This window comes from Streptomyces celluloflavus (assembly GCA_000720995.1).
Lineage (GTDB): Bacteria > Actinomycetota > Actinomycetes > Streptomycetales > Streptomycetaceae > Streptomyces > Streptomyces celluloflavus.
Genome location: JOEL01000006.1, coordinates 87,072 through 110,504, shown reverse-complemented (window position 1 = coordinate 110,504; position 23,433 = coordinate 87,072). Strand labels below are relative to the sequence as shown.

23 protein-coding genes and 2 pseudogenes are annotated in these 23,433 nt (G+C 72.0%); 17 read left to right on the top strand and 8 right to left on the bottom strand.

The genetic code is table 11. The features are described 5' to 3' along the window. Window positions 1-2 precede the first annotated feature (2 nt). The 14 genes from IH09_RS08100 (at window position 3) to IH09_RS08035 (ending at window position 14,292) form a co-directional block, all read left to right on the top strand. Window positions 3-263, top strand: a complete 261-nt coding sequence (locus IH09_RS08100) for a phosphopantetheine-binding protein (RefSeq protein WP_052855420.1) — start codon at window positions 3-5, stop codon at window positions 261-263. Continuing rightward, complete coding sequence (gene fabG, locus IH09_RS08095) at window positions 260-1,012, top strand: 3-oxoacyl-ACP reductase FabG (protein ID WP_052855419.1); 753 nt, start codon at window positions 260-262, stop codon at window positions 1,010-1,012. The genes IH09_RS08100 and fabG overlap by 4 nt, the downstream gene beginning before the upstream one ends. A 53-nt stretch (window positions 1,013-1,065) precedes the next feature. After that, entirely contained in the window at window positions 1,066-2,244 is a 1,179-nt protein-coding gene (locus IH09_RS08090; RefSeq protein WP_052855418.1) for a 3-deoxy-7-phosphoheptulonate synthase, read from the top strand. Window positions 2,245-2,380: 136 nt separating this feature from the next. Beyond that, window positions 2,381-3,151, top strand: a complete 771-nt coding sequence (locus tag IH09_RS08085; RefSeq protein WP_052855417.1) for a 2,3-dihydro-2,3-dihydroxybenzoate dehydrogenase — start codon at window positions 2,381-2,383, stop codon at window positions 3,149-3,151. Between the two features lie 109 nt (window positions 3,152-3,260). After that, window positions 3,261-3,884 carry an isochorismatase family protein gene (locus tag IH09_RS08080; protein WP_052855416.1) on the top strand — a complete coding sequence of 208 codons (624 nt, stop codon included), beginning with the start codon at window positions 3,261-3,263 and terminating at the stop codon, window positions 3,882-3,884. Continuing rightward, window positions 3,881-5,842 carry an anthranilate synthase family protein gene (locus IH09_RS08075; protein WP_052855415.1) on the top strand — a complete coding sequence of 654 codons (1,962 nt, stop codon included), beginning with the start codon at window positions 3,881-3,883 and terminating at the stop codon, window positions 5,840-5,842. The genes IH09_RS08080 and IH09_RS08075 overlap by 4 nt, the downstream gene beginning before the upstream one ends. A 4-nt stretch (window positions 5,843-5,846) precedes the next feature. Further along, complete coding sequence (gene fabI / locus IH09_RS08070; protein ID WP_052855414.1) at window positions 5,847-6,626, top strand: enoyl-ACP reductase FabI; 780 nt, start codon at window positions 5,847-5,849, stop codon at window positions 6,624-6,626. A gap of 207 nt (window positions 6,627-6,833) precedes the next feature. Next, window positions 6,834-8,171 (top strand): IS701 family transposase, encoded by a 1,338-nt coding sequence (locus IH09_RS08065; RefSeq protein ID WP_110952151.1) that lies wholly within the window; start codon window positions 6,834-6,836, stop codon window positions 8,169-8,171. Then, complete coding sequence (gene rdgB, locus IH09_RS08060; RefSeq protein WP_052855412.1) at window positions 8,168-8,782, top strand: RdgB/HAM1 family non-canonical purine NTP pyrophosphatase; 615 nt, start codon at window positions 8,168-8,170, stop codon at window positions 8,780-8,782. Before IH09_RS08065 ends, rdgB begins: the two co-directional genes overlap by 4 nt. Window positions 8,783-9,204: 422 nt before the next feature. Then, window positions 9,205-9,921, top strand: coding sequence for a class I SAM-dependent methyltransferase (locus IH09_RS08055; protein WP_052855411.1), 717 nt, complete (start codon window positions 9,205-9,207; stop codon window positions 9,919-9,921). A 249-nt stretch (window positions 9,922-10,170) separates the two neighbouring features. Then, window positions 10,171-10,929 (top strand): MOSC domain-containing protein, encoded by a 759-nt coding sequence (locus IH09_RS08050; protein ID WP_094794516.1) that lies wholly within the window; start codon window positions 10,171-10,173, stop codon window positions 10,927-10,929. Continuing rightward, on the top strand, window positions 10,922-12,151 hold the full coding sequence (locus IH09_RS08045; protein WP_052855410.1) for a cytochrome P450: 1,230 nt from the start codon (window positions 10,922-10,924) through the stop codon (window positions 12,149-12,151). Before IH09_RS08050 ends, IH09_RS08045 begins: the two co-directional genes overlap by 8 nt. 383 nt (window positions 12,152-12,534) lie before the next feature. Continuing rightward, the gene (locus IH09_RS08040) at window positions 12,535-13,470 is read left to right on the top strand and encodes a nucleoside hydrolase (protein WP_052855409.1); all 936 of its coding nucleotides are present in this window, start codon (window positions 12,535-12,537) and stop codon (window positions 13,468-13,470) included. 156 nt (window positions 13,471-13,626) lie between these two features. Next, the gene (locus IH09_RS08035) at window positions 13,627-14,292 is read left to right on the top strand and encodes an HD domain-containing protein (RefSeq protein WP_052855408.1); all 666 of its coding nucleotides are present in this window, start codon (window positions 13,627-13,629) and stop codon (window positions 14,290-14,292) included. A gap of 383 nt (window positions 14,293-14,675) precedes the next feature. Here IH09_RS08035 and IH09_RS08030 read toward each other — a convergent pair whose 3' ends face one another. After that, entirely contained in the window at window positions 14,676-15,188 is a 513-nt protein-coding gene (locus IH09_RS08030) for a hypothetical protein (RefSeq protein ID WP_052855407.1), read from the bottom strand. 81 nt (window positions 15,189-15,269) lie between these two features. Between IH09_RS08030 and IH09_RS36765 the strand changes: the two are divergent. Further along, window positions 15,270-15,473 (top strand): annotated as a pseudogene (locus tag IH09_RS36765) (transposase); the annotation flags it as partial. A 79-nt stretch (window positions 15,474-15,552) separates the two neighbouring features. On the opposite strand, the gene IH09_RS08025 reads toward IH09_RS36765, so the two are convergent. Continuing rightward, complete coding sequence (locus IH09_RS08025; RefSeq protein ID WP_052855406.1) at window positions 15,553-15,987, bottom strand: VOC family protein; 435 nt, start codon at window positions 15,985-15,987, stop codon at window positions 15,553-15,555. A gap of 252 nt (window positions 15,988-16,239) precedes the next feature. On the opposite strand from IH09_RS08025, the pseudogene IH09_RS40560 reads away from it, so the two are divergent. Beyond that, window positions 16,240-16,462, top strand: a pseudogene (locus tag IH09_RS40560) (ABC transporter ATP-binding protein); the annotation flags it as partial. Between the two features lie 398 nt (window positions 16,463-16,860). Here the strand turns inward: IH09_RS40560 and IH09_RS08010 are convergent. Continuing rightward, window positions 16,861-17,850 carry a WYL domain-containing protein gene (locus IH09_RS08010; RefSeq protein ID WP_052855403.1) on the bottom strand — a complete coding sequence of 330 codons (990 nt, stop codon included), beginning with the start codon at window positions 17,848-17,850 and terminating at the stop codon, window positions 16,861-16,863. Window positions 17,851-18,003: 153 nt separating this feature from the next. Here IH09_RS08010 and IH09_RS08005 point away from each other — a divergent pair, with 153 nt between their 5' ends. After that, complete coding sequence (locus IH09_RS08005) at window positions 18,004-18,690, top strand: alpha/beta fold hydrolase (protein WP_052855402.1); 687 nt, start codon at window positions 18,004-18,006, stop codon at window positions 18,688-18,690. 365 nt (window positions 18,691-19,055) lie between these two features. On the opposite strand, the gene IH09_RS08000 is transcribed toward IH09_RS08005, so the two are convergent. From IH09_RS08000 to IH09_RS07985, 5 genes are all read right to left on the bottom strand, one after another. Beyond that, on the bottom strand, window positions 19,056-20,504 hold the full coding sequence (locus IH09_RS08000; RefSeq protein WP_110952149.1) for a glyceraldehyde-3-phosphate dehydrogenase: 1,449 nt from the start codon (window positions 20,502-20,504) through the stop codon (window positions 19,056-19,058). Between the two features lie 94 nt (window positions 20,505-20,598). Beyond that, window positions 20,599-20,724, bottom strand: a complete 126-nt coding sequence (locus IH09_RS39690) for a hypothetical protein (protein WP_275126359.1) — start codon at window positions 20,722-20,724, stop codon at window positions 20,599-20,601. 87 nt (window positions 20,725-20,811) lie between these two features. After that, the gene (locus tag IH09_RS07995; protein ID WP_052855401.1) at window positions 20,812-21,231 is read right to left on the bottom strand and encodes an SRPBCC family protein; all 420 of its coding nucleotides are present in this window, start codon (window positions 21,229-21,231) and stop codon (window positions 20,812-20,814) included. A 30-nt stretch (window positions 21,232-21,261) separates the two neighbouring features. Beyond that, window positions 21,262-22,272, bottom strand: coding sequence for an aldo/keto reductase (locus IH09_RS07990; RefSeq protein WP_052855400.1), 1,011 nt, complete (start codon window positions 22,270-22,272; stop codon window positions 21,262-21,264). A 110-nt stretch (window positions 22,273-22,382) separates the two neighbouring features. Then, window positions 22,383-23,369, bottom strand: coding sequence for a TIGR03571 family LLM class oxidoreductase (locus IH09_RS07985; protein ID WP_052855399.1), 987 nt, complete (start codon window positions 23,367-23,369; stop codon window positions 22,383-22,385). Window positions 23,370-23,433: the final 64 nt, after the last annotated feature.

Below are 23,433 nucleotides of genomic sequence, written 5' to 3'. Positions count from 1 at the left end.
CCGTGTCCCACAGCACCCCCGACTCCGTCGACCTGGAAGAACTGCGCAGCCTGATGGCCGTCACCTTCGAGCTGCCGCCCGAGGAGGTCACCGACGACGCGCACTTCGCGGAGGACCTCGGTGTCGACTCCCTCACCGCACTGGAGATCACCACCCGGCTGGAGGACCGCTACGGCGTCGTCCTCTCGGACGACGAGTTCAAGACCGTCACCACCCTGCTGAGCGTCCGCGAGCTGGTCCGGCGGAAGCTCGCGGCGGCATGAGCGCGCCGGCCGACGGCCGGCCGGTGGCACTGGTCACCGGCGGCTCCCGGGGCATCGGGCGGGCCGTCGTGGCACGGCTCGCCCACGAGGGCCACGACATCGCCTTCTGCTACCGCTCGAACGAGGCCGCCGCCAAGGAGACGGCGGAACTGGCGGCGGCGGCCGGCGCCCGTGTGCACAGCCGCGCCGCCGACCTGTGCGAGCCGGGCAGCGCCCGGGAGTTCGTGGCGGAGACCGAGCAGCGGCTCGGCCCCGTACGGACCCTCGTCAGCGCCGCGGGCATCGCCCGCGACCGCCCGCTCGCCCTGATGGACGACGACGAGTGGCACGACGTGCTCTCCACCAACCTGGACGGCACCTACGCGATCTGCCGCGCCGTGATCTTCTCCATGATGCGCCGCAAGGCGGGCAGCATCGTCACCCTCTCCTCCGTCGCGGGTGTGCACGGCAACGCCGGCCAGACCAACTACTCGGCGTCCAAGGCCGGGATCATCGGCTTCACCCGGGCCCTGGCCAAGGAGTGCGGACGCTACGGCGTACGCGCCAACGTCGTGGCCCCGGGCTTCATCACCACGGACATGACGGCGGACCTCGACGACACGGCATGCGACCGGATAAGGAGCCGGATACCGCTCGCCCGGTTCGGGGTCCCGGAGGACGTCGCGAGCCTGGTCGCCTTCCTCGTCTCCGACCGCGCCTCCTACATCACCGGACAGGTATTCGGCGTCGACGGCGGACTCGTCCCGTGACACCCCTCCGTCCAGCCGCACGCGCACCAGGCCCGCAAGGGGAGAGGAAGACGGTGGACATCACCCTGCTCGACCTCCGCTACGAGGAGGCCAGGCAACAGCCGCCCTGGGAGGAACCGGCCCAGCTGACCCGTGTGCGCAGGGAGATCGCCCAGCGCCCCGCCCTGGTACGGGCCGCGGACGTCGCGCTCCTGCGCTCCCTGCTGGCCCGTGTGGCGGCGGGGGAGGCGCAGGTGATCCAGGCCGGCGACTGCGCCGAGGACCCGGCCGAGTGCACACCGGGCCACGTCGCCCGCAAGTCCGCCGTACTGGAGATGCTGGCGGGCTCGCTCAAGCTGATCACCGGCAGGCCCGTGGTGCGGATCGGCCGGATGGCCGGCCAGTTCGGCAAGCCGCGCTCGAACCCCACCGAGACGGTGGACGGCTGCGAACTCCCGGTGTTCCGGGGCCACATGGTCAACGCACCGGAGCCGCTGCCGGAGAGCCGCCGCCCCGACCCGCTGCGGCTGCTCACCGGATACATGGCCGCCGCCGACATCATGGGCCACCTCGGATGGGGTGAGCAGAACCGGCGCACCCCCGGCGAGCCCGTGGTGTGGACCAGCCACGAGGCCCTGCTGCTCGACTACGAGATACCCATGCTGCGCCGCACCGAGGACGGCCGGCTGCTGCTCGCCTCCACACATCTGCCGTGGATCGGGGAGCGCACCCGCCAGGCCGACGGCCCGCACGTGGCGATGCTGGCCGAAGTGGTCAACCCGGTGGCCTGCAAGGTCGGCCCGACCACCGGTACCGACGAACTGCTGGCGCTGTGCGAACGGCTCGACCCGATGCGGCAGCCGGGCCGGCTCACCCTGATCGCCCGCACCGGCGCGGACCGGGCCGCCCGGGTGCTGCCCCCGCTCGTTGCCGCCGTCCGCGCCGAGGGCCACCCGGTGGTCTGGCTCACCGACCCCATGCACGGCAACACCTTCTCGGCGCGCGACGGCCGCAAGAGGAGGTACACCGAGACGATCCGGCAGGAGATCCATGACTTCCAGGAGGCCGTGGGCGCGGCCGGCGGCGTCGCCGGCGGACTGCATCTGGAGACCACCCCCGACGACGTCGTGGAGTGCGTGGCGAACGCGGCGGCCCTGGAGCGGGCCGGGGAGGCCGGCCCGTACACCAGCGTGTGCGACCCGCGGCTGAACCCGGCCCAGGCGATGTCCGTCGTGACGGCCTGGCGGCCCTGACGCGCGAACCGGGGAGCGGCCCTGACGCACGACGGCGGACGGAACGGGACCGCGCCGGCGGCCGACGGAACGGCACAGTCCCACCACGACCCACGACCCACGACGGGCGACGGAACAGGACACGGAAAGGAAGGCCATGCAGGACAAGACAGCCATCGTCACCGGAGCGGCCGGGGGGATCGGCGGCGCCGTCGCCGCGGCCCTGGCCAAGCGCGGCGTGCGCGTCGCGGCGGTCGACCTCGACGCGGCGCGACTGGAGCAGTGGGCGGCCGAGGGCACCGCGGACACCTCGCGGGTGACCACGTTCCCCACCGATGTCAGCGACGCCGCCGCCGTGCACACCCTGGTCGGTGAGGTCGAACGGCGCCTGGGCGCGGTCGACTTCCTGGTCAACGCCGCCGGAGTGCTGCACCTGGGTCCGGTCGTCGGCTTCGGCGACCGGGAGTGGGCCCACACCCTGGCGGTCAACACCACCGGTGTCTTCCACCTGTGCCGGGCGGTGGCCGAGCGGATGATCCCGCGCGGCACGGGCTCGATCGTGACCGTGGCCTCCAACGCGGCGCGCACCCCGCGCGCCGAGATGGCCGCCTACGCCGCCTCCAAGGCCGCCGCCGTCCAGCTCACCAAGTCCCTCGGCATCGAACTGTCCGGGCACGGCATCCGCTGCAACGTGGTCGCCCCCGGATCGACCGACACCCCGATGCTCACCTCGATGTGGCACGACGAGTCCGGCCGCGAGGCCACACTCCGGGGCAACCCCGGGGCGTACCGGCTCGGCATCCCGCTGGGCCGGATCGCCCGGCCCGAGAACATCGCCGACGCCGTGCTCTTCCTGCTCTCCGACGAGGCGTCGCACATCACCCTGCACGAGCTGACGGTCGACGGCGGAGCCACCCTCGGTGCCTGAACGCTCCGCCGGCGGTCCGGCGCGCCGTCCGCGGGCCCGTCCCGGCCGGCCGCCCCGGCACGTCCACCGCGCCGCCGTCCCCTCCCCCCCCACCCCCGAGAGGAGCGCCATGCCCAGCATCCCGCCCATCGAGCCCTACCCGATGCCGGCCAGCGGGGACCTGCCCGCCCCTGTGCCGCGGTGGACGATCGATCCCGCGCGGGCCGTCCTGCTCGTCCACGACATGCAGCGGTTCTTCCTGCGGCCACTGCCCGACGCCCTGCGCGCCGAACTCGTCCGCAACACCGGCGCCCTGCTCGCCCACTGCCGCGGCGCCGGTATGCCGATCGCCTACACGGCACAGCCCGGCGATATGACACCTGAGCAGCGCGGCCTGCTGGCCGACTTCTGGGGCCAGGGGATGCGGGCCGGCCGCGCCGACCGCGAGATCGTCGAACCCCTCACCCCCGCCGAGGACGACTGGGTGTTCACCAAGTGGCGCTACAGCGCCTTCTTCAAGAGCGACCTGCTGGAGCGGATGCGCCGGCACGGACGCGACCAGCTCGTGGTGTGCGGGGTGTACGCGCACGTCGGCGTGCTGACCAGCGCGCTGGAGGCGTACACCCACGACATCCAGCCCTTCCTGGTGGCCGACGCCGTCGCCGACTTCAGCGAGGACGACCACCGCAGGACCCTCGACCACGCCTCCCGCACCTGCGCCGTGGTCCTCACCACGAAGGAGGCGCTCGGATGACCGGGGCACCGCCGGCCGACGCCCTCGGCCGCGTCCTGTCGGCCGCTCCCGGGCCCTGCGCCCTGCTGCACCGCCCCGTCAGCGGCGCGAGCGGCCTGGTCGACGTGGTCCTCGGCGAGGTGGGCGAGTGCGCCTCGCTCGCCGAGCTGCCCCTGCCGCGCACGCCGGACCGGCCCGGTCCGTACCACGAGGTGCTGGCGGTCGTGCCCTTCCGGCAGATCGCCGAGCGCGGCTTCACCTGCGCCGACGACGGCGCGCCGCTCCTCGCGCTGACCGTGCGGGAGCAGGCCGCGGTGCCGCTCGCCGAGGTCCTGCGCCGCGTCCCGGACACCGGAATCCGGCTTGTCGGCGGGGACTTCGACGTGTCCGACGACGCCTACGCGGACACCGTGGAGCGGGTGATCGCGGACGAGATCGGCACCGGGCTCGGGGCCAACTTCGTCATCAGGCGGTCCTTCGTCACCGAGATCGGCGACTACGGCCTGCACAGCGCGCTCTCCTTCTTCCGGCGCCTGCTGGAGCGCGAGTCGTCCGCGTACTGGGTCTTCCTCATCCACACCGGCGACCGCACCTTCGTCGGTGCTTCGCCCGAACGCCATGTGAGCCTGCACGGCGGAACCGCGGTGATGAACCCGATCAGCGGCACCTACCGCTACCCGGACGGCGGCCCCACCCTGCCCGGCGTACTGGACTTCCTCGCCGACCGCAAGGAGACCGACGAGCTGTACATGGTGGTCGACGAGGAACTGAAGATGATGAGCCGGGTCTGTTCCGACGGCGTCGGGGTCGACGGCCCCTATCTGCGGGAGATGTCCCGGCTCGCGCACACCGAGTACTTCATCGAGGGCCGCACCCGGCGCGAGCCGCAGGACATCCTGCGCGAGACGCTGTTCGCGCCCACCGTCACCGGCAGTCCGCTGGAGAGCGCCTGCCGGGTCATCGCCCGGTACGAGCCGGAGGGGCGCGGCTACTACAGCGGTGTCGCCGCGCTCATCGGCCGCGATGAGCGCGGCGGCCGGACGCTGGACTCCGCCATCCTGATCCGCACCGCCGACATCGACCGCGCGGGCCGGGTCGCCATCGGGGTCGGCGCCACCCTCGTACGCCATTCCCGGCCGGCCGCCGAGGTGGCCGAGACCCGGGCGAAGGCCGCCGGGCTCATCGCCGCCCTGGAGGGGCGCGCGCCCACCGGGTTCCGCGACCATCCCGAGGTGCGGGCGGCGCTGCGCAGCCGCAACGACGCGCTGGCCGGGTTCTGGCTGGCGGACGGCGAGGTGGCGCCGGACGTGCCGCGGGACCGGCTCGCCGGGCAGCGGGTCCTCGTGGTCGATGCCGAGGACACCTTCACCTCCATGATCGAGATGCAACTGCGCAGTATGGGCATGGAGGTGACGGCCCGCCGGTTCGACGAGCCGTACACCTTCGCCGGCCACGACGTCGTCGTCATGGGGCCGGGGCCCGGCGACCCGTGCGCCACGTCCGATCCGAAGATCGCGCACTTGGAGGGCGCGATCCGCGCACTCCTCGACGGGCGGTGGCCGTTCCTCGCGGTGTGCCTGAGCCACCAGGTGCTCAGCAGGCTGCTCGGCCTCGACGTCGTCCGCAAGGAGGTACCCAACCAAGGGCTCCAGCGCGAGATCGACCTCTTCGGCCGCCGGGAGCACGTCGGTTTCTACAACAGCTTCGTCGCCCACAGCACCCGCGACGTGGTCGAGGGACCCCACGCGGCACGGGTCGAGGTCAGCAGGGACCGCCGCACGGGCGAGGTGCACGCCCTGCGGGCGCCGCACTTCGCCTCCGTGCAGTTCCACGCGGAGTCCGTCCTCACCCGCAACGGCCCGCCCATCGTCGCGGGCCTGCTGGCCGGACTCGCCCCGGGCCGGCGGACCGGAACCGTCGGCCGCACGGCCCCGCCGGCCGCCGCGGCGGCCGGCGGTACGCGGACCAAGGAGATGTGACGACGTGAGCGGCATACTCAGCGGAAAGAACATCCTGGTCACAGGGTTGCTCACGGAGAAGTCCATCGCCTTTCACGTGGCCCGCCTCGCCCAGCGCGAGGGCGCGCGAGTGGTGCTGACCGCCTACGGACGGCGCAGCCTCGTCGAGCTGATCGCCAAGCGGCTCCCCGAGCCGGCTCCCCTGGTGGACCTGGACGTGTGCGACCAGGGGCAGCTGGACTCGCTGGCCGACCGGGTCGCCGAGCACCTGGGGCCCGACCCGGCCCTCGACGGCGTGGTGCACTCCATCGCGTACGCACCCCAGGACGCACTCGGCGGCAACTTCCTGAACACGGCGTGGAGTTCGGTCGCCACCTCGGTGGAGATCTCGGCCTTCTCGCTCAAGTCGCTGACGGTCGCCGTCGCCGGACTGCTGGAACGGCGCGGCGGCGCGGTGGTGGGCATGGACTCCGACGCCCAGCAGGCATGGCCCTACTACGACTGGATGGGCGTCAGCAAGGCGGCCCTGGAAGCGACGTCCCGTTACCTCGCCCGGGAACTGGGCGGCCGGGGTATCCGCTGCAACCTGGTGGCCGCGGGGCCCATCCGGTCCACCGCCGCCAAGTCCATCCCCGGCTTCCAGGCGTTGGCCGAGGCCAGTACGGCGCGTGCGCCGCTCGGCTGGGACCTGGAGGACCCCGAACCCGCCGCCCGCGCCGTGGTGGCCCTGCTGTCGGACTGGTTCCCCAGGACCACCGGGGAGATCGTCCACGTCGACGGAGGAACCCATATGGCCGGGGCCTGACGGATCCCGTCCGGACCGGAGCGCGGCCCGCACTCCGGCCGTGCGCCGGCCCGCGGGCACCGTCCCCCGCACCGGGCGGCCCGGCGGCCCCGCCCGGCCGCCGGCCGCACCAGACAGAAGGGAGAGGCTCTCGATGGAAGCCCACGCACATTCCGGTGCGGGCCCGGGCACCCGCCCGGTGACCCCGGGCCGGCGGGGTGTCCCGCGGTGACCGGCAGAGGTGCCGTGCCGGGGCCCGTCGGCCGCCCGTGCGCTGTTCCGGCCTGTACGGACGGCATCCGCGAGGTGCCGGAGGGCTTCTGCGCCGAGCTGTTCTCCTCCCTGAGACGCAAGGACCAGCGACTCAGGGCCCGGCAGTACCTGCACGGCCTGCTCGCGGCCCAGGGCCGCAAGTCGATCAGGAACGTCGCCGCGGTCACGGGCGACCCGGCGGCGGCGCAGAGCCTGCACCACTTCATCGCCGACTCGACCTGGGACTGGCGCCCCATCCGCGCGGCTCTGGCCGCCTGGGCGGAGAAGACCGAGCTGGCCCGCGCGCTCGTCGTCCACCCGATGGCCATCCCGAGGACCGGCAAGCAGTCCGTGGGCGTCGACGAGATGTTCGACCCACGGCGGCGGAGGACGTTCCAGGGGCAACTCGCGTACGGCGTGTGGCTGGCGTCCCCGGAGCTGACCGTACCGGTCAACTGGCTGCTGTTCCTGCCGGGGGAGGGCGCGCCCGGGACCGGGGAGCCGTCGCCGGACGCGGCCGGGAGCACCCCGCAGGGCTGGGCGGCGACCGCCGCCCTCACCACACCCCGCGACGCCGGGGTCCGCGGCAGACCGGTGGTGATGAACGTGCCCGGCGGCGCGACCCGGGCCACCCTGGCGCGGTTCACCCGGGACGCCACCCCGGTGCTCGCCCAGGCGGCGCTCGCCACCCGGCTCGCGGTGGCCGACCGGTGCATGCCCGGATACCGGCGCGGCTCCTTCTCCGCACAGGTCATCCTGGAGGCCGCCCGGAGCGTCCGGCAGCCCGTGCGGCACACCGCCCCGGGCGGCGCGCGGCCGGCCGGCCGCTCCCTCGCGGCCGCGGTGCCGGTCCGGCTGGCGGAGGAGGCCGTGGCGGGCGCGCGGCGGCTGCTGGTCGGCGAATGGGACGACCCGGACCGGCCCCCCGAACGCCTGTGGCTGACGGACATGGTCGACACCCCCTTGCAGCGGCTCGTGGAGTACGCCGATCTGGCCCGCTGCGTCGACCGGGAGGCGGCCTGGGCCGTCGAGGCCGTCGGGCTGCGCGACTTCAGCGGCAGATCGCTCGCCGGGTGGCACCGCCATGTGACGCTGGCGTCCGCCGCCTACACCGCGGCATGGCTCGGCTTCGGCCCGTTGTGCGCTTCCCGGCCGGGCGGGCTCACCTGCCCGGCCCGCGGCTTTCGGCCGGACGGTCCCGCCCCGGCCCCGCCGGCCCCTCCCGCCGCCGGAAAGGAAGCGCCCGCACCGCGCTCCGGAACGCCCGCGATATCACCCCAACGCCCCCGGCCGGACTGGATGATTGACCCATGAACACGTTGATCCTCGCCACCCGCAACTCGGGCAAACTCGTCGAGCTGAAGACGATCCTGAGTGAGGCGGCGCCCTCATACGACCTGGTGGGTGCCAACGCCTACCCCGACATCCCCGATGTGCCGGAGACCGGGGTCACCTATGCCGAGAACGCCCTGCTCAAGGCCCATGCCCTGGCCCGTGCCACCGGGCTGCCCGCCATCGCCGACGACTCCGGCCTCGGCGTCGACGTCCTCTCCGGGGCGCCCGGCATCTTCTCCGCCCGCTGGGCCGGCCGGCACGGCGACGACGAGGCCAATCTGCGCCTGCTCCTGGCGCAGCTGCAAGACATCGACGGCCCGCACCGCACCGCCCGCTACCTCTGCGCCGCCGCGCTCGCCCTGCCCGACGGCACGGAGCGGGTGACCTTCGGGGAGCTGCCCGGTGTGCTGCGCACCTCCCCCGAGGGCACGGGCGGGTTCGGCTACGACCCGGTCTTCCAGCCGCTGGGCGAGAGGGTGACCGCCGCGCAACTGGAGCCGGAGCGGAAGAACCGCATCAGCCACCGGGGCGCCGCCTTCCGTGAACTCGTGCCGTACATCCGGGAACTGGTGGAGGTGACGCCGGGCTGAGCGGTCCGCCTTCACGGCGCCGTGACATGTCCGGCCGTCGTCGGCCACAGCCTCCGCGAACGACGGGGACCGCCGTTGCGGGCCGGGGCTTTCTTCGCCCGGCCCGCAATTTCCGTACGCGTTCCGCATACGGTGACTTCCCCGCCGGAGAACATGTGCCGGCCCGCGCTACAGGAATGCGCGGACGCCTTTGGTATGCCACGGACGAAAATGCCGCGTCTGCCCTTCACGCCGGTGCGGGAAATTCGCCGCCCGACTGCCGGACCTGACACATCGCGCGCCCTTCCCTTTACAGAACCGACCGGGACGGCGAATGATCGAAAGATAATTCCCGTCTCCCGCGCATGCACGGCCGCCATGGGCGGGGTCGAATGCGCGGTGCGGGAGCGGAAACTGCCGAAAACCAGGGAGAGGAAGCACGTATGAGCCGCTTCGAGGCCATGTGGGATCGCTTCTGGACCGACCTTCCCCCGACGCCCGGCGCATCACCGTGGGATGTGGACCCCACCTACGTGGCCCATGCCCACATACACCTGTTCGGCAGCGTGCTCGACCCCGCCAAGCCCGTCATCGACGTCGGCTGCGGGGACGGCGCGCAGACAGCGGCCATCGCCACGCACTTCGACCGGGTGATCGGCGTGGACGTGGCCCCGAGCGCCGTGGAGCGGGCGCGGAAGAACCACGGTGCCCCCGGTGTCGAGTACGAGCAGCTCGATCTGCTCCAGCCCGAGCAGGCCGCGGCGCTGCACGAACGGATCGGTGACGCCTCGCTGTACGTCCGCACCGTCCTGCACGCCTTCACCCCCGACGAACTGGACCGCGCGGTCACGTCCCTGGCGCACCTGGCCGGCTCCAGCGGCGGCGCCTTCTTCTACGAACTCGCCCCGGCCAGCAGGGACTTCATCCTCGGACAGCTGAAGGGCAGGGGCGGTCCCGCGGAGAAGTTCGGGTTCGTCTTCGACCGGGTCCCGCTGCCGGTCGCCCGGGAGGACGACGCCCTCCAGCGCAAACTGGCGGCGGCCGGCTTCGACATCGTCTCCACGGCCCCCCTCGACTACCAGGGGACGGTCACCGCGGAGGGGCGGCACGTGAATGTCCCCGCCTTCTTCGTGATGGCACGCGCCCGGGGCGTGCGGTAACTCCGGGCGCGTTCTTCCCGACGGGAGCGTGACGGCCGGCACCGGTTTCCTCCTTCCCCGCGGCGCGCATTCGTGCCAGCGGTCCGGGATTTCGCTCCGGGACCGCTGGAGCACGCCGGGCGTTTGCGGCGGAATACTGCCCGCCGCTTCGAACGCGGCGATTTCCGGGCGGGATTGGGGATCGGATACCTGACATATTTTCCAGGCAACTGTTGATGGGTGTACAGGATACCGCTTAGCGTAATTCACATGGGTAATGTGATTTCTGTCAACACGGGTCCGATCGTTGCGGCTGAATTCGCTCCGCGCCGCGGCAGGTCGGCAATCAGGAAACTCCCCGTCGACGGAAGCGTCAACGTCGGCAGACTCGGTCTCGAAGGCGACGAGCAGGCCGCCGATTTCCACGGCGGGGCACTCCAGGCGGTCTACGCCTATGCGCGGGAGGACCTCGACTGGTGGTCGGACCGCCTGCAGAACCCCCTGCGCAACGGTGCGTTCGGGGAGAACCTCGACCTCGTCGGATTCGATGCGAGCGGAGCCGTACTCGCCGAGAAATGGCAGGTGGGCGAGGTGCTGCTGCAAGTCATGGCACCACGTATGGCCTGCGGCACATTCGGCGGCTGGATGCAGGAGAAGGGGTGGGCCAAACGCTTCAACGGCGCCCGCCGCCCCGGGGTCTACCTCCGGGTGCTCGAAGAGGGACGCGTCGCCGCCGGGGACCCGGTCGAGGTGGTGTGGCGGCCCGCCAAGCACGTGACGGTGGCGGAGGCGGTCGGCGCCATCCTCGACGAGCAGGACGTGCTGCGGCGCATCACCGCCATGGCCGACGAGGAACCCGACTGGGACCGCGCCGCGATGATGTTCCACGTCTCGAACCGGACCAGGTCCCGCGCCACCGCACCGAACGCCGCTGTGGCCTCACCCTCGGTCCCGGCCGCCACCGCGCCGGACGCCGGGCCGGCGGCTCCGCCGGCCCCGGCCCGGCCCGGCGGAGCCGTCCATGCTTGACGTATTCGGCGACTTCAGCCGCGAGGACCCGGCCGCGGCGCTCGCCGAGGCGGCCGCGGCCTGCCCCTTCCAGGAGGCGGCCGAGAACGGCGGCCTCTACGCCTTCCGTGCCGACGACGTACGGCACATCCTGACCAGCCGGGAGTTCTGGTCCCGGCGCTCCACCGACCAGCGGCTCGCCGCGCTCCCGGAGGAGGACCGCAGACGGCGGTCCAGACTCAAGGAGTTCTTCGCCCACTGGCCCGTCTTCTCCGACTCCGACTACCACAAGCGCATCCGCACGGTCTCCCTGCATCTGCTGCGCGGAGCGGTGACGCCGCAACTGCGGGCCAGGTGCGCCCGGGTGGCCGACGAACGCCTCGCCGCCGTGGGCGAGGAGTCCTTCGACTGGCTGGACGAGGTGGCGCGTCCGCTGGCCTGGGAGGTCGTCGCCGCCCTGACCGGTCGCGCCGGCGCCGCGATCCTCATCGAGCTGAGCCGGTCCGTGATGGACGAACTGGCCACGCCCCGCCTCGACATGGAGCGGATCGACCGGGCGCTCGCCTCGGTCGACGGGCTGCGCGAGTGGCTGCGCGCGGCACGGACGGCGCGCCCGACACCGTTCGTGGCGGGTGTCGCGGAGCTGTGGGACGACCCGGACTTCGGCCCGGAGACCGCCACCGCGCTGCTCACCCAGGTGGTCACCGGGGCCCACGATCCCACCGTCACCGCCCTGTGCGTCGCGGGGGAGCGGATCCCCCGCGACCTGCTCGGCCATACTTCCGTGCCCCGGCTCAGGGAGGAGGTGTTCCGGCTCGCCACCCCCTTCCGGTTCGCCAGCCGGTACGCGCGGGGGCCGGTCTCCGTCGGCCCGTACCGGCTCGACGAGGGCGACCGGGTCAACCTCTGCCTCGCCGCGGCCAATCTGGATCCCGAGCACTACCCGGCCCCCCTGCGCATACAGGACCGCGGTGCCGCCTCGCGCTCGCTCAGCTTCGGGGCGGGAGAGCACTACTGCCCCGGTGCGCCGCTGGCGCGCTCGGTGGTCGAGGCCCTCCTGGAGGCGCTGAAGAGGACGGGCGCGGAGTTCCACGCGGACCACGTCGAGCGGGAGCCCGAGCTGCCCACCCTGCGGTACCGGACGCTCCGCGGACGCCTGGTGCGCCCCGCGCCGACGGCCCGCGTACCCGTCCCCGCCCCGGCCGAGTGCCCCGGGCGGCGGCCGTCGCCGGACCGTGCCTAGGGGGCTTCTGACGGATCCCCGCGGCGTCGCGGCGCCTGGCACGCCCTCGCCCGGCTGCCGCCGGGAGGTACCCCCACGCGGCGTTGCCGGAATGTCCCCATGGCTCCGCTGTGAAGACCTCCCGGCGCCTTGCGATCGCACGCACCGGGCACCGCTCCTTCCGCCACGGAGATCCGTCAGAAGCCCCCTGGAGCGGGTCCGCCGGAAGTGGGGTGCGCTGTCCGCGGGTTGGCCGTAGCGGGTCGTGCGGTTCCCCGCGCCCCTTGAGGACGTCGCGGTCTCGCCGCGGCCGCTCGGTGCGACGGCACCGCGGCGGGCGGCCCGCCGAAAACCGCGCAAGCAAGTGCTCTGTTCCGTCTCATGCAGGGAGTTCCCCAGTGAGCATGCTGGTCATAGACACCGATCCCGGGCTGGACGACGCCCACGCCCTCGCCATGGCGCTGACCCCGTCGCCGAAGCGCCCGCACGTCCCGGTGGCCGCCGTCTGCACGGTCGCGGGCAACGTCGGTATCGACACCGTTACGGCGAACGCACGGTGGCTGCTCGGCGCGTACGGCGACGACGCGGCCAGGACCCCGGTGTACCGGGGCGCCGCGGGGCCCCTCGCGGGGCCGCGGAGCGAGGCTCCCGACATCCACGGCTCGGACGGGCTCGGCGAACTCGGCCGGTGGCCCGTCGAGCAGGCCGGGGAGCAGGGCACGCCGGCGGCGCTCGCGCTGGTCGAGACGGCCCGCCGCCACCCCGGCCGGATCACGCTCGTCGCCCTCGGCCCCCTCACCAATGTCGCCCTCGCCCTCAGGCTCGAACCGCGGCTGCCCCAACTGCTCGACCGGGTGGTGGTGATGGGCGGCGCCATCCACGGCCGCGGCAACCTCACGATCAGCGCCGAGTTCAACACCGGGGCCGACCCGGCCGCGGCCGACCTGGTCTTCGCCAGCTTCCCCGGACTCGTGCTGCTCTCGTGGGAGACAACGCTGGCCCACGCCTTCACACCGGACGAGTTCACGTCCTTCTTCGAGGGTACGAGCCGGTCCGCCACGACCCTGCGGCGCATCATGGCGAACCGGTTCGCCACCGACCCGGCGTACGCGGGGCGCGGCGAGTACGTCCGCGCCGATCCGCTGGCCATGGCGGTGGCCCTCGATCCCGCCGTGATCACCGGGGCGGTCGAGCACCGCGTCTACGCGGAATACGCCCCGGGCAGTGCCCGCCACGGCGCCACCGCCGTCGACTGGCGCGACACACTGCGGGACCGGCCCGCCGTCACGATCGTCGAGCGGCTCGACCGCGGCCGGCTGCTCGAACTGCTCCAGGTCTGACCGCGCCCCGGGCCACCCACGTGCGTGCCCAGTACGGGCCGCCGGCCGGTACGCCGTACGACCGGCCCGGCGCTCGGCCCGCGCCCGCCGGGACCCCTCCGCGAAGCCCGTCAACTCCTCCCCCCGAGAAAGCCGCCGGCCCCAGGAAGGAACGACATGACCGCATCACCCCCCGCCCCCGCCCGTGGCACCGCGAAGCCACTGCTGGACGCCGAAGGGCTGCCGCTCGACATCCCCGGACGCCTCGCCCGGCAGATCGCCTTCATCGCCGAGACCGACCGGCTGAAGGCCGTCCTGCGGCTGAGCCCCCTGCTGTCCGCGAACCGGCGGGAGAACGACGCCGAGCACTCCTGGCATCTGGCGCTGATGGTGCTCGTCCTCGCGGAGTACGCCAACGAGCCGATCGAGGTGGAACGCACGCTGAAGCTCGTCCTGGTGCACGATCTCGTCGAGATCTACGCGGGTGACACCTGCCTGTTCGACGACGCGGCCCGCAAGGACCAGGCACAGCGCGAGGGCGCCGCCGCCAAGCGGCTGTTCGCACTGCTGCCCACCGACCAGGAGGCGGAGTTCCACGGCCTGTGGAACGAGTTCGAGGAGCGCCGGACCCCCGAGGCCAGGTTCGCCAAGGCGATGGACCGGCTCCAGCCCCTGCTGCTGAACGCCGGGAACCACGGCGGCACCTGGCGCGCCCCGGGCGTCACCCACACAAGGGTGCGCGAGCGCACCTCCGTCATCGACGAGGGCTCCCACGACCTGTGGGACTGCACGGAGAAACTGCTCGCACTCGGGGTGCGCGAGGGGTGGCTGAAGCGCGGATGAGACCGCCCCCGGCGGCCCCGCACTGATCCGCGCCACTCACCGTCGGGCAACCGCACGGTGAGTGAAGGCTCCCGCCGAAGCGGCAGGTGAGCACGTTCAGCAGGACGCGGCTGAGCACCTACCCGTGTACGCCGACACCAGGTCCTCTGTCGCGTGCGGCAGTGTCGAGTCGACGACCGCCTTGTTGGCCGAGTCGATGTGCTTCATGACCTTGGCCCCAAGGGTGACATCGTCCGAACACACTGTGCCGGCCCGATCGCGGAGGCGTTGGCGCTGTTGGTGTTACGGACTGCTACGAGGCTGGGGCGAGGCCGCCCCCGGGTGGCTGCCTGACGGCACATCGACACAGCACGAGGACGGTCATCGTGGGGAAGGCGGTGCGCTCAGCGGCGACGGCCCGGGTAGGCCGGATCATTGGTGATCCTTACTTTCTGGGGCGCGTTCCGAGGGAAGGTCCAGATCCGGCCGGAGGTGCTGCCCGCGGTCACCGCGGCGCCGTCCAGGGTGACTTGGTGGAACGGATTGGACCAGGCGGAGACGGCGAGCCATTCCAGGGTGCTCTCGTCGTCGTCCCGGGTCAGCGCGACCCAGCCGATGGATCCGTGCTGGGCGGACTCTCCCGCCCAGGCGCGGCTTCCCTCGTAGGTGTGCGTGGCGAGCGCGGAGTCGACCTCCACCCAGTTGTCGGTACTCCATTCGGTGGCGCGCAGGGCCTCGGTCCAGTGCCAGCTCTCGGCCCGCGGATCGTCGAGCCGGTCGGGCGGCTGCATACGCAGCAGATCCATCACAGTGAGCGAGCCGTCGGCGAACACGATGAAGTCCCCGTCGGGCGCCTCCCGGTCACGCCATCGTCGACGCACCTCCCGGGCCATGGCCGACGTGGCCGAATCGTTCATGCGCGGAATTGTGTCACGGGGCATCGCGCGAGTGGCTTCGCTCACCTTCAGCAGCAGCGCTTGTCCGGCACTTCGGGCGGCAGATGCAAGCCCTTCGGCCGCCCACCCGAGCACGACCTGCGTGACCTGCCCGACGCGATCCTGTACGTCGACCGCACCGGCATCCCCTGGCGCTACCTCCCACACGACTACCCGCCGCACCAGACCGTGTACGGCTGCTTCGCCCGCCTGCAGAAGGACGGCGTGTTCGAACAGCTCAACGGCCGGCTGCGTCGCCTCGTCCGAACCGCGCACGCCCTGATAGGTCGGGGACGGTTCTTCGTCCGGGGCCCATGGGGACAGAACGAGGACGCGTTCGCGGCTCTCAGTCGATACAGAACTCGTTGCCCTCGATGTCCTGCATCGGGATGCACGACTCGTTGGTGCCATCGGCGAGCAGCGTTTGCACGTGTACGGCGCCGAGCGCGACCAGTCGTGCGCACTCGGCCTGGAGTGTGGCGAGGCGCTCTTCACCCACGAGCCCGGTGCCGACCCGCACATCGAGATGCAGCCGGTTCTTGGCGGTCTTCCCCTCGGGGACGCGCTGGAAGTACAGTCGCGGGCCCACACCTGAGGGATCACTGCAGGTGAACCATGAATCCCGCTGCTCAGGCGGCTGCGAGCGCTTGAAATCGTCCCACGTGGTGAACCCCTCCGGTGGCGGCGGTACGACGTACCCCAACACCTCGCACCAGAAGCGAGCGACGCGCTCAGGTTCTGCGCAGTCGAAGGTGACTTGCAACTGCTTGATGGATGCCATCAGTCCTCCACGTGCTGTTCACCGAAACCCCGGATGTCATCGCCGCGTGGAGAGCGGACGTGTCACCAGGGATGCATCGATGTCCACCCCGTCGTCGTGCAACTTGGTGATCACGGTCAAGGCTGGCGAGCCTGTCACATGGCCATACGAGGCTCAACCAATTTTCCACCCGCTGACCGGGGTTGTGCCGAACGTGCCTTGGGGCAGCCGTGCCATCCGACGCGGACGGATACTTGACGGCTATGGACAACCCTTGACCCGCGGGGCGAGCACCAGATCTTCCTGGAGACCAAACGGATCGCCGCCGAGCACATGACAATCAATCGTGGTGACACACCAGCTCGAAGACACCCGTCTCGCCGACCGAATCCTTGTTGTGCACGAGGGGCGCGTTATCGAGCAGGGCGGGTACGAAGAACTGGCCCATGTCGGCGGCTTGTTCGCTGAGCTCGTGGCCCTCGCCGAGGACCGGTAGGCAGCCGGTGGCCTCACGCAGCCAAACGACCGGCCGCTCCCCGATGACGCTCACGTTCCCCCTGAGCACTTGAACCCCGACCGCACAAAACGGAATCGAGACACACGTGACTGATACCTGGCAGACGATCGCCCGCCTTGCCGGCCGCCTGGAGGACCACTCCACGCTCCCTCGCGAACAGCGCATCCTTCTGCAACTGCTGAAGATCCAGGAGGAGCCGCGCATCGCGAGCATCGCCGACTTCCGGGCAGCTTCAAGACGACCGCGGGTCAGCGCGTTGACGCACTGGAGGTGTACTGCGAGGGATGCCGGCGCCCGTACGACGAGGTGAAGGGCGAAGACTGAAGGGCCCGGCCGAGGCCGGCCGCTGCCGGGGACTCGTCATCGGCGCCCCGGAGTCACCCCTGTCCCGCCCCCGAGGCCGGTCCGGATACGGCCGTGCCGAGACGGGACGCCAGGGTGGCGACCGCGTCCCGGAGCTCCGTTCCGCCCTCGACATGGAAGACGAACGGGACCGCTGCCAGCCACTCCTGCGCGTACATCGCCGGGTTGCGGGTGCTGCCGACGAGGACGCAGCGTTCTCCCGTCACCCCCACCGGTTCGAGCTGTCCCATCGACGGCCCGGCCCATGGAGCGACCCGCTCCACGGGTGCGTCGAAGAGCACTCGCGTGGGATAGGCCCATCCGGTGCCCAGGTTCTCCTCCAGCACCGCGACCGGGTCGAGGCCCTCCGGCAGCCGGAACCCGACCGCGGTCTCCTCGGCCGCCAGTACGCGATCGATCCGGTAGGTGCGCACGGCGTTCGCACGATGGGAATGGCAGAGCAGGTACCAGCGCGCCCGGCGTACGACGACCGCCCACGGGTCCACCTCCTCCTGCCACTGGTTGCCGGCCTCGCTCCGGTAGGTGATCACCACGCGCCGCCAGTACGCGATCACGTCCACCAGGGCGCTCGTGACGGCGGGGTCGGCGTAGGCCGCACCCGGATCGGGCGCGGCGGCGGCATGCTCGCGCAGCGCGGCCGCCTGACGCCCGATCCCCTCGGGCAGCGCGTGGATGACCTTGCCGAGGGCGGAGCCGACGAGGTCCCCGGGATCGGTGGCGGCGGGCCTGCCGTCGAGCACCGCCATGACCAGGCCGAGCGCTTCGCTCTGGGTGAAGGTCACCGGAGGCAGGCGGGTCCCGCGCCGCAACTGGTAGCCGCCGTGCGGGCCGCGCACCGAGTCCACGGGGATGCCGGCCTCCCGCAGGATCGCGACGTAGCGACGTGCGGCGCGATCGGTCACCCCGAGCTTCTCCGCGAGTTGCTCGGCCGTCGTGCCGGGGCGGGTCCGCAGGATCTCGAGGGTGCGCAGTGCGCGCGCTGTGGGGCTCGTTCCGGTCTGCACGTCGGACAGCGTAGGCAGCTGGCAGGTAATCAGGAAGCAGATCGTCCGGAATCGCTCCTAGCATGGGTGCACGCCCGGTCGGGCAGGCCGCGTCCACCGCACGACGCTCTCGGCCGTTTCTGCCCCACCCTCGATATGGAAGTGGATCTCACTGTGGAAATCCTGCTCATCGGCGGCCTGTGGCTGGACGGCACTGCCTGGGACGAGGTGACACCAGCCCTTGAGGCGCTCGGGCATCGCCCGCGGCCGGTGACCCTGCCGGGCCAGGGCGACGGACGCTCGTCCGCCACGCTCGACGAGCAGGTGGCGGCAGTCCTCGCCGCCGTCGACGCGACGGCGGAGAAGCCCATGCTCGTGGCGCACTCAGCCGCCTGCACCCTCGGCTGGCTGGCCGCTGACGCGCGCCCGGAACGGGTGGCCGAACTGGCGCTGATCGGCGGCTTCCCCCACGAGGACGGCCAGCGGTACGCCGACTTCTTCGACATACGCGACGGCGCCATGCCGTTCCCCGGCTGGGGCCCGTTCGAGGGTGCGGACAGCGCCGACCTCGACGAGGAACTCCGCCGGCGCATCGCAGCCGGTGCCGTCCCCGTCCCCGAGCAGGTGGCCAGAGGCGTGGTCCGGCTGACGGACCGGCGCCGCTACGACGTTCCGGTCCTGGTCGTCTGCCCGGAGTTCACCCCGGAGCAGGCGCGCGAATGGATCACCGCCGGCGAGGCGCCGGAACTGAGCCGGGTCAAGCACGTCGAGTTCGCCGACATCGACTCCGGCCACTGGCCGATGTTCACCAAACCGGCCGAGCTCGCCCGTCTCCTCGACGGGGCGGCGTCCCGCGACTGACCGAGCGGGGAATTACCGAGCTGGGACTGGCCGAGCAGGGACTCCGGCCATGGCTCGTACCGTCGGCTGAAACACCTGGCGCCGCAGCCGGAATCGACCGCCAGCACCTGGCGGCACCGCTGACCCGGGCGGGGCCGGACGAGGGCGGTGGAGGACGAGGCGGAGCGGCTGCTTCGGTGCGGCTCAAGCCCCGGGCCAGCGAGCGCTGAGCTGCGGCACCGCGTCCGGGGGGCGTGGACCGAGTCGCCGCGCGGCGCCGGCTGCCGCGCCGCCCGTGGTGCCCCTGGCGGGGCGGTCGAGGGGCGCGGGCTGCCGGGGTCCGGTCGCCGGTGAGTGCCGGCGGCCGGACGGTTCGCCGGTACGGGTCAGACCACCGGGGTCGGGTAGGTCGGGTACTCCACCCCGGAGACGTGCTGGACGACGCGGATGACCTGGCAGGAGTAGCCGAACTCGTTGTCGTACCAGAGGTAGAGGATCGCGTTGTCGCCGTCGACCTTGGTGGCGCCGGCGTCGACGATGGAGGCGTGGCGCGAGCCGATGAAGTCGCTGGAGACCGCGTCGGGGGCGCTGATGAAGTCGATCTGGCGCTTGAGCGGCGAGGTCAGCGACACATTGCGGAGGTAGTCGAGGACCTCCTCGCGGGTGGTCTCGCGGCCGAGCCGCAGGCTGAGGATCGCGATGGAGACGTCCGGCACCGGGACGCGGATCGAGCTGCCGGTGATCGGTGCGTCGAGGTCGGGCAGCGCCTTGGCGACGGCGGAGGCGGCACCGGTCTCGGTGATGACCATGTTGAGCGGCGCCGAGCGGCCGCGGCGGTCGGAATTGTGGTAATTGTCCAGCAGGTTCTGGTCGTTGGTGAACGAGTGGACGGTCTCCACGTGGCCGCGCAGGACGCCGTACTCGTCCGCCATCGCCTTCAGCGGCGGGACGATCGCGTTGGTGGTGCAGGACGCGCAGGACAGGATCTGCTCGTCCGGCTTGATCATGTCGTGGTTGACGCCGTGGACGACATTGGGGACGTCGCCCTTGCCCGGTGCGGTCAGGACGACCTTGGCGATACCGGGGCCCAGATGCTTCGACAGGCCCTCGCGGTCGCGCCACTTGCCGGTGTTGTCGATGAGGATGGCGTCCTTGATGCCGTACGCCGGGTAGTCCACCGACGTCGGATCGTCGGAGTAGATCACCTTGATCTCGTTGCCGTTGGCGATGATCGTGCCGCTGGCCTCGTCGACGGTGATCGTGCCCTGGAACTGGCCGTGGATGGAGTCCCGGCGCAGCAGCGAGGCGCGCTTGACGAGGTCCTGACCGGCGCCCTTGCGGACGACGATGGCGCGCAGCCGCAGGCCGTTGCCGGAGCCGGCCTTCTCGATGAGCAGGCGGGCGAGGAGGCGGCCGATGCGGCCGAACCCGTAGAGGACGACATCGCGCGGCTCGCGGCGCTCGGTCTTGTTGGCGCCGGTGGCACCGGAGACGGCCCCGGCGGTGAACTCCGCCACCGACAGACCGCGGTCGTCGGCCTTGTACGTCGCGGCGAGCATGCCGATGTCGATCTGGGACGGGCCCAGGTCGAGCGTGGTGAGGGCCTGGAGGAACGGCAGCGTCTCGGTGACCGAGAGCTCCTCACCGGCGATCTGCCGGGCGAATCGGTGGCACTTGAGGATGCTGACCACCGACTTGTTCACCAGGGAGCGGCTGTGCAGCAGGACCGTGACGTCCCGCTCACGGTGCAGCTTCCCGATGATCGGGATCATCGACTCCGCGATCTCCTCGCGGTTCTTCCAGTTGGTGAATGAGTCTTCGTTGACAACAGTCACAGATTTATCTTTCGAGCTAGGCGGCGCTCATATGCTAACCCGTCGCATTTTTGGCCACTCAGGCGGTGCCACCCGGGCGGGATGCGGTCCCGGCTCATGGTTGGCTCTCCCGGGCCGGGCCGGGCCGGTCGAGGCGGCCGGACAGGACGACGGGCCGCAGCAGGCCGCCGATCGCGTCGCCGCGTACGGCGGTCAGTTGGTACGTCCCGTGCGCCCCCAAGCCGCCCGAGAACGACCGCCGGGGCCCGGAACCAGTCGGCAGCCCGGGTGCGCGGGGGCGTACCCGGGCTCGCAGGAGGAAGGGGTCTCAGGCGGCGAGGGTGGTGTGGAGGGCGCCGAGGCCGTCGCGGTAGATGGCGGTGAAGAGGGCCACGGCCTCGTCCTCGGTGGCGCCGTCAGGGTTGAAGCGGCCGGACCACTGGACCTCGGCGGCGTTCTCCTGGCCGGGGACGGCGTGGACGCGGATCGTGGAGACGTAGCCGTTGACGGGGAACGGGGCTTCCAGGATGGCGTAGCTGTAGTGGCGCTCGGCCTCGTTGAAGGCGACGAGGCGCTCGATGATGATCCCGCCCTCGGGGTTGCGCAGGCGGCGGACGCGGCCGCCTTCGAGGGCGGTGCTCTCGGGTATGTACGGGAGCCGGTCGGGGAGGGAGTCGAAGCCGCCGATGAGGTTCCACGCCTTGTCGGGGGAGGCGGGGACGATGCGGCTGACGGAGGTGGAGGCCATGATCGGATTTCCTGACGGGTCGGGGGTGGTTCAGACGCCGTACGGCAGCGGGGCGGCCAGGCTGACGAGGCCGGCGGCGCGCAGCTCCTGCCAGAACGCGGCGGGGACGGTCTCGTTGAGCGCCGCCTGGTCCTCGGCGATGCGGCTGGGCTTGGTGGCGCCGGCGACGACCGCGGCGGTGACCGGGTGGGCGAGGGAGAACTGCAGGGCGGCGGCCTTGACGCTCACGCCGTGCTTCGCGGCCAGGTCCTTGAGCCGGGTGACGCGCTCGATGATGTGCGCAGGGGCTTCCTGGTACTCGAAGTGGGTGCCGCCGGCGAGGATGCCGGAGCTGTAGGGGCCGCCGACGACCATGCCGACGCCCTGCTCCTGCGCCATCGGCAGCAGGCGCTGGAGGGCGTGCCCGTGGTCGAGGAGGGTGTAGCGGCCGGCGAGGAGGAAGCCGTCCGGGCGGGGCTCGTCGAGGGACAGGGTGAGCTCGATCGGCTCGGTCTTGTTGACGCCGAGGCCCCAGGCCCCGATGACGCCCTCGTCGCGCAGGCGGGACAGGACCCGGAAGGCGCCGGTGCGGGCCTCCTCGAACTTGGCCAGCCACTGGTCGCCGTGGAAGTCCTGGGCGATGTCGTGGACCCAGACGATGTCCAGGCGGTCGGTGCGCAGGCGCTTGAGGCTGTCCTCGATGGAGCGCTCGGTGGCCTCGGCGGTCCAGACGTGCAGCATCTTGTGGGGGTTGCCGTGCTCGAACAGGCCGCCCTTCTCGCCGAGTTCGCGGGCACCCTCCTCCAGCTCCTCAAGGATGACGCGGCCGACCTTGGTGGAGAGCACGTACTCGTCGCGGGGCTTGGCGGAGAGGACCTCGCCGAGGCGCTCCTCGGCGAGACCGGCGCCGTAGAAGGGGGCGCTGTCGTAGTAGCGGACGCCCTGCTGCCAGGCGGCCTCGACGGTGGCGGCGGCCTCCTGGTCGGGGATCGCGCGGAACATGTTGCCGAGCGGGGCGGTGCCGTAGCCGAGCTTGCCGGGGAGGAGTTCCTTGAGGGACATGGTGATGCCTTTTCGAAACGGAGAGTGGGGGGTGCAAGGGCCACTCGATAGATGCGAGCGCACCTTGCATGCTTTTACAATAATTGCAGACGCTGGTTAATGCAAGGGTTCTATGCGACGGATGTGGGGAAACGCGGCAGGACGTATTCCGCGAGCTCCAGCAGCAGCTCCTCCACCGGCCGGTCGTTGGGCCGCAGATTGAAGGAGACGTGCGAGACCCCGGACCGCGCCATGGTCTCCAGGTGCTCGATCAGGGCGTTGCGGCCGGTGCTGAGGCCGAGCCGGATCGGACGGGCCGGGGCGTCCGGGTCCTCCTGGAGGGTGAGCACCATCGGGGTCACGTACGGCTTCTCCCCGGCGAGCTCGCGCCACCGGCGGGTCCGCAGGCGCAGCGCGCCCAGGTCGCGGGGGTAGTTGAGCGAGGCGTCGGCGTGCTCGGCGATCCACTCGGGCGTCTGCTGGGCGCCGCCGGCGACGGCGATCGGGATGCCCGCCGCCTCCGCCGGTTTCGGCAGGACCTCCAGCTGGAAGTCCGAGCCGAGCCCGGCCCCGGGCAGTTCCAGCGGGCCCGGACGCCAGGCGGCGCGCAGGGTGTGCAGTCCCTCGCGGAAGGCGGCGCCGCGGGCCTCGAAGTCCCGTCCGAAGAGCGGGTACCCGACGGGACGGTCGCCGCTGGCGAGGCCGAGCAGCATCCGGCCGCCGGAGAGCGCGTCGACGGTGGCGGCGGCCTTGGCGACGAGCAGCGGTTCGCGCAGCGGCAGGACGACGGCCGCGGTGCCGAGGACGGCGTGCTCGGTGACGGCGGCGAGGTGGCCGAGGTGGGTGAAGGTCTCGAAGACCGTCCCGGCGTCCCCGAAGCGGACGGGGTCGAAGAGCGGGACGTCGCGCACCCAGAGGCCGGCGAAGCCGAGCCGGTCGGCGAGCCGGGCGAGGCGCGCGTGGTCGGCGAGGTCCGGGACGCCGTGGGGGCGGCCGGCCGTACGGTCGGTGGCCTGCCGGGAGGGGCCCCAGTCGTTGTCGAGGGGGAGTTCCAGGCCGAGGGTGAGCCGGCCCTCGCCGGGGGCGAGGCGGGCGAGGGCGGGGTGACGGGGTGCCATGGGTGAATCGGTCCTCGGAGTGGGGGGAACGGGCGAAGCCCGCTGCGGGCCGGCCGGGAAGGGC

Coding starts and splice junctions, on each gene's coding strand:
- IH09_RS07990 (WP_052855400.1), bottom strand. CDS start 22,272: ATGTCCCTCAAGGAACTCCTCCCCGGCAAGCTCGGCTACGGCACCGCC.
- IH09_RS08030 (WP_052855407.1), bottom strand. CDS start 15,188: ATGAACGATTCGGCCACGTCGGCCATGGCCCGGGAGGTGCGTCGACGA.
- IH09_RS08075 (WP_052855415.1), top strand. CDS start 3,881: ATGACCGGGGCACCGCCGGCCGACGCCCTCGGCCGCGTCCTGTCGGCC.
- IH09_RS08085 (WP_052855417.1), top strand. CDS start 2,381: ATGCAGGACAAGACAGCCATCGTCACCGGAGCGGCCGGGGGGATCGGC.
- IH09_RS08040 (WP_052855409.1), top strand. CDS start 12,535: ATGCTGGTCATAGACACCGATCCCGGGCTGGACGACGCCCACGCCCTC.
- IH09_RS08035 (WP_052855408.1), top strand. CDS start 13,627: ATGACCGCATCACCCCCCGCCCCCGCCCGTGGCACCGCGAAGCCACTG.
- rdgB (WP_052855412.1), top strand. CDS start 8,168: ATGAACACGTTGATCCTCGCCACCCGCAACTCGGGCAAACTCGTCGAG.
- IH09_RS07985 (WP_052855399.1), bottom strand. CDS start 23,369: ATGGCACCCCGTCACCCCGCCCTCGCCCGCCTCGCCCCCGGCGAGGGC.
- IH09_RS08025 (WP_052855406.1), bottom strand. CDS start 15,987: ATGGCATCCATCAAGCAGTTGCAAGTCACCTTCGACTGCGCAGAACCT.
- IH09_RS08045 (WP_052855410.1), top strand. CDS start 10,922: ATGCTTGACGTATTCGGCGACTTCAGCCGCGAGGACCCGGCCGCGGCG.
- IH09_RS08055 (WP_052855411.1), top strand. CDS start 9,205: ATGAGCCGCTTCGAGGCCATGTGGGATCGCTTCTGGACCGACCTTCCC.
- fabG (WP_052855419.1), top strand. CDS start 260: ATGAGCGCGCCGGCCGACGGCCGGCCGGTGGCACTGGTCACCGGCGGC.
- IH09_RS07995 (WP_052855401.1), bottom strand. CDS start 21,231: ATGGCCTCCACCTCCGTCAGCCGCATCGTCCCCGCCTCCCCCGACAAG.
- IH09_RS08080 (WP_052855416.1), top strand. CDS start 3,261: ATGCCCAGCATCCCGCCCATCGAGCCCTACCCGATGCCGGCCAGCGGG.
- IH09_RS08050 (WP_094794516.1), top strand. CDS start 10,171: ATGGGTAATGTGATTTCTGTCAACACGGGTCCGATCGTTGCGGCTGAA.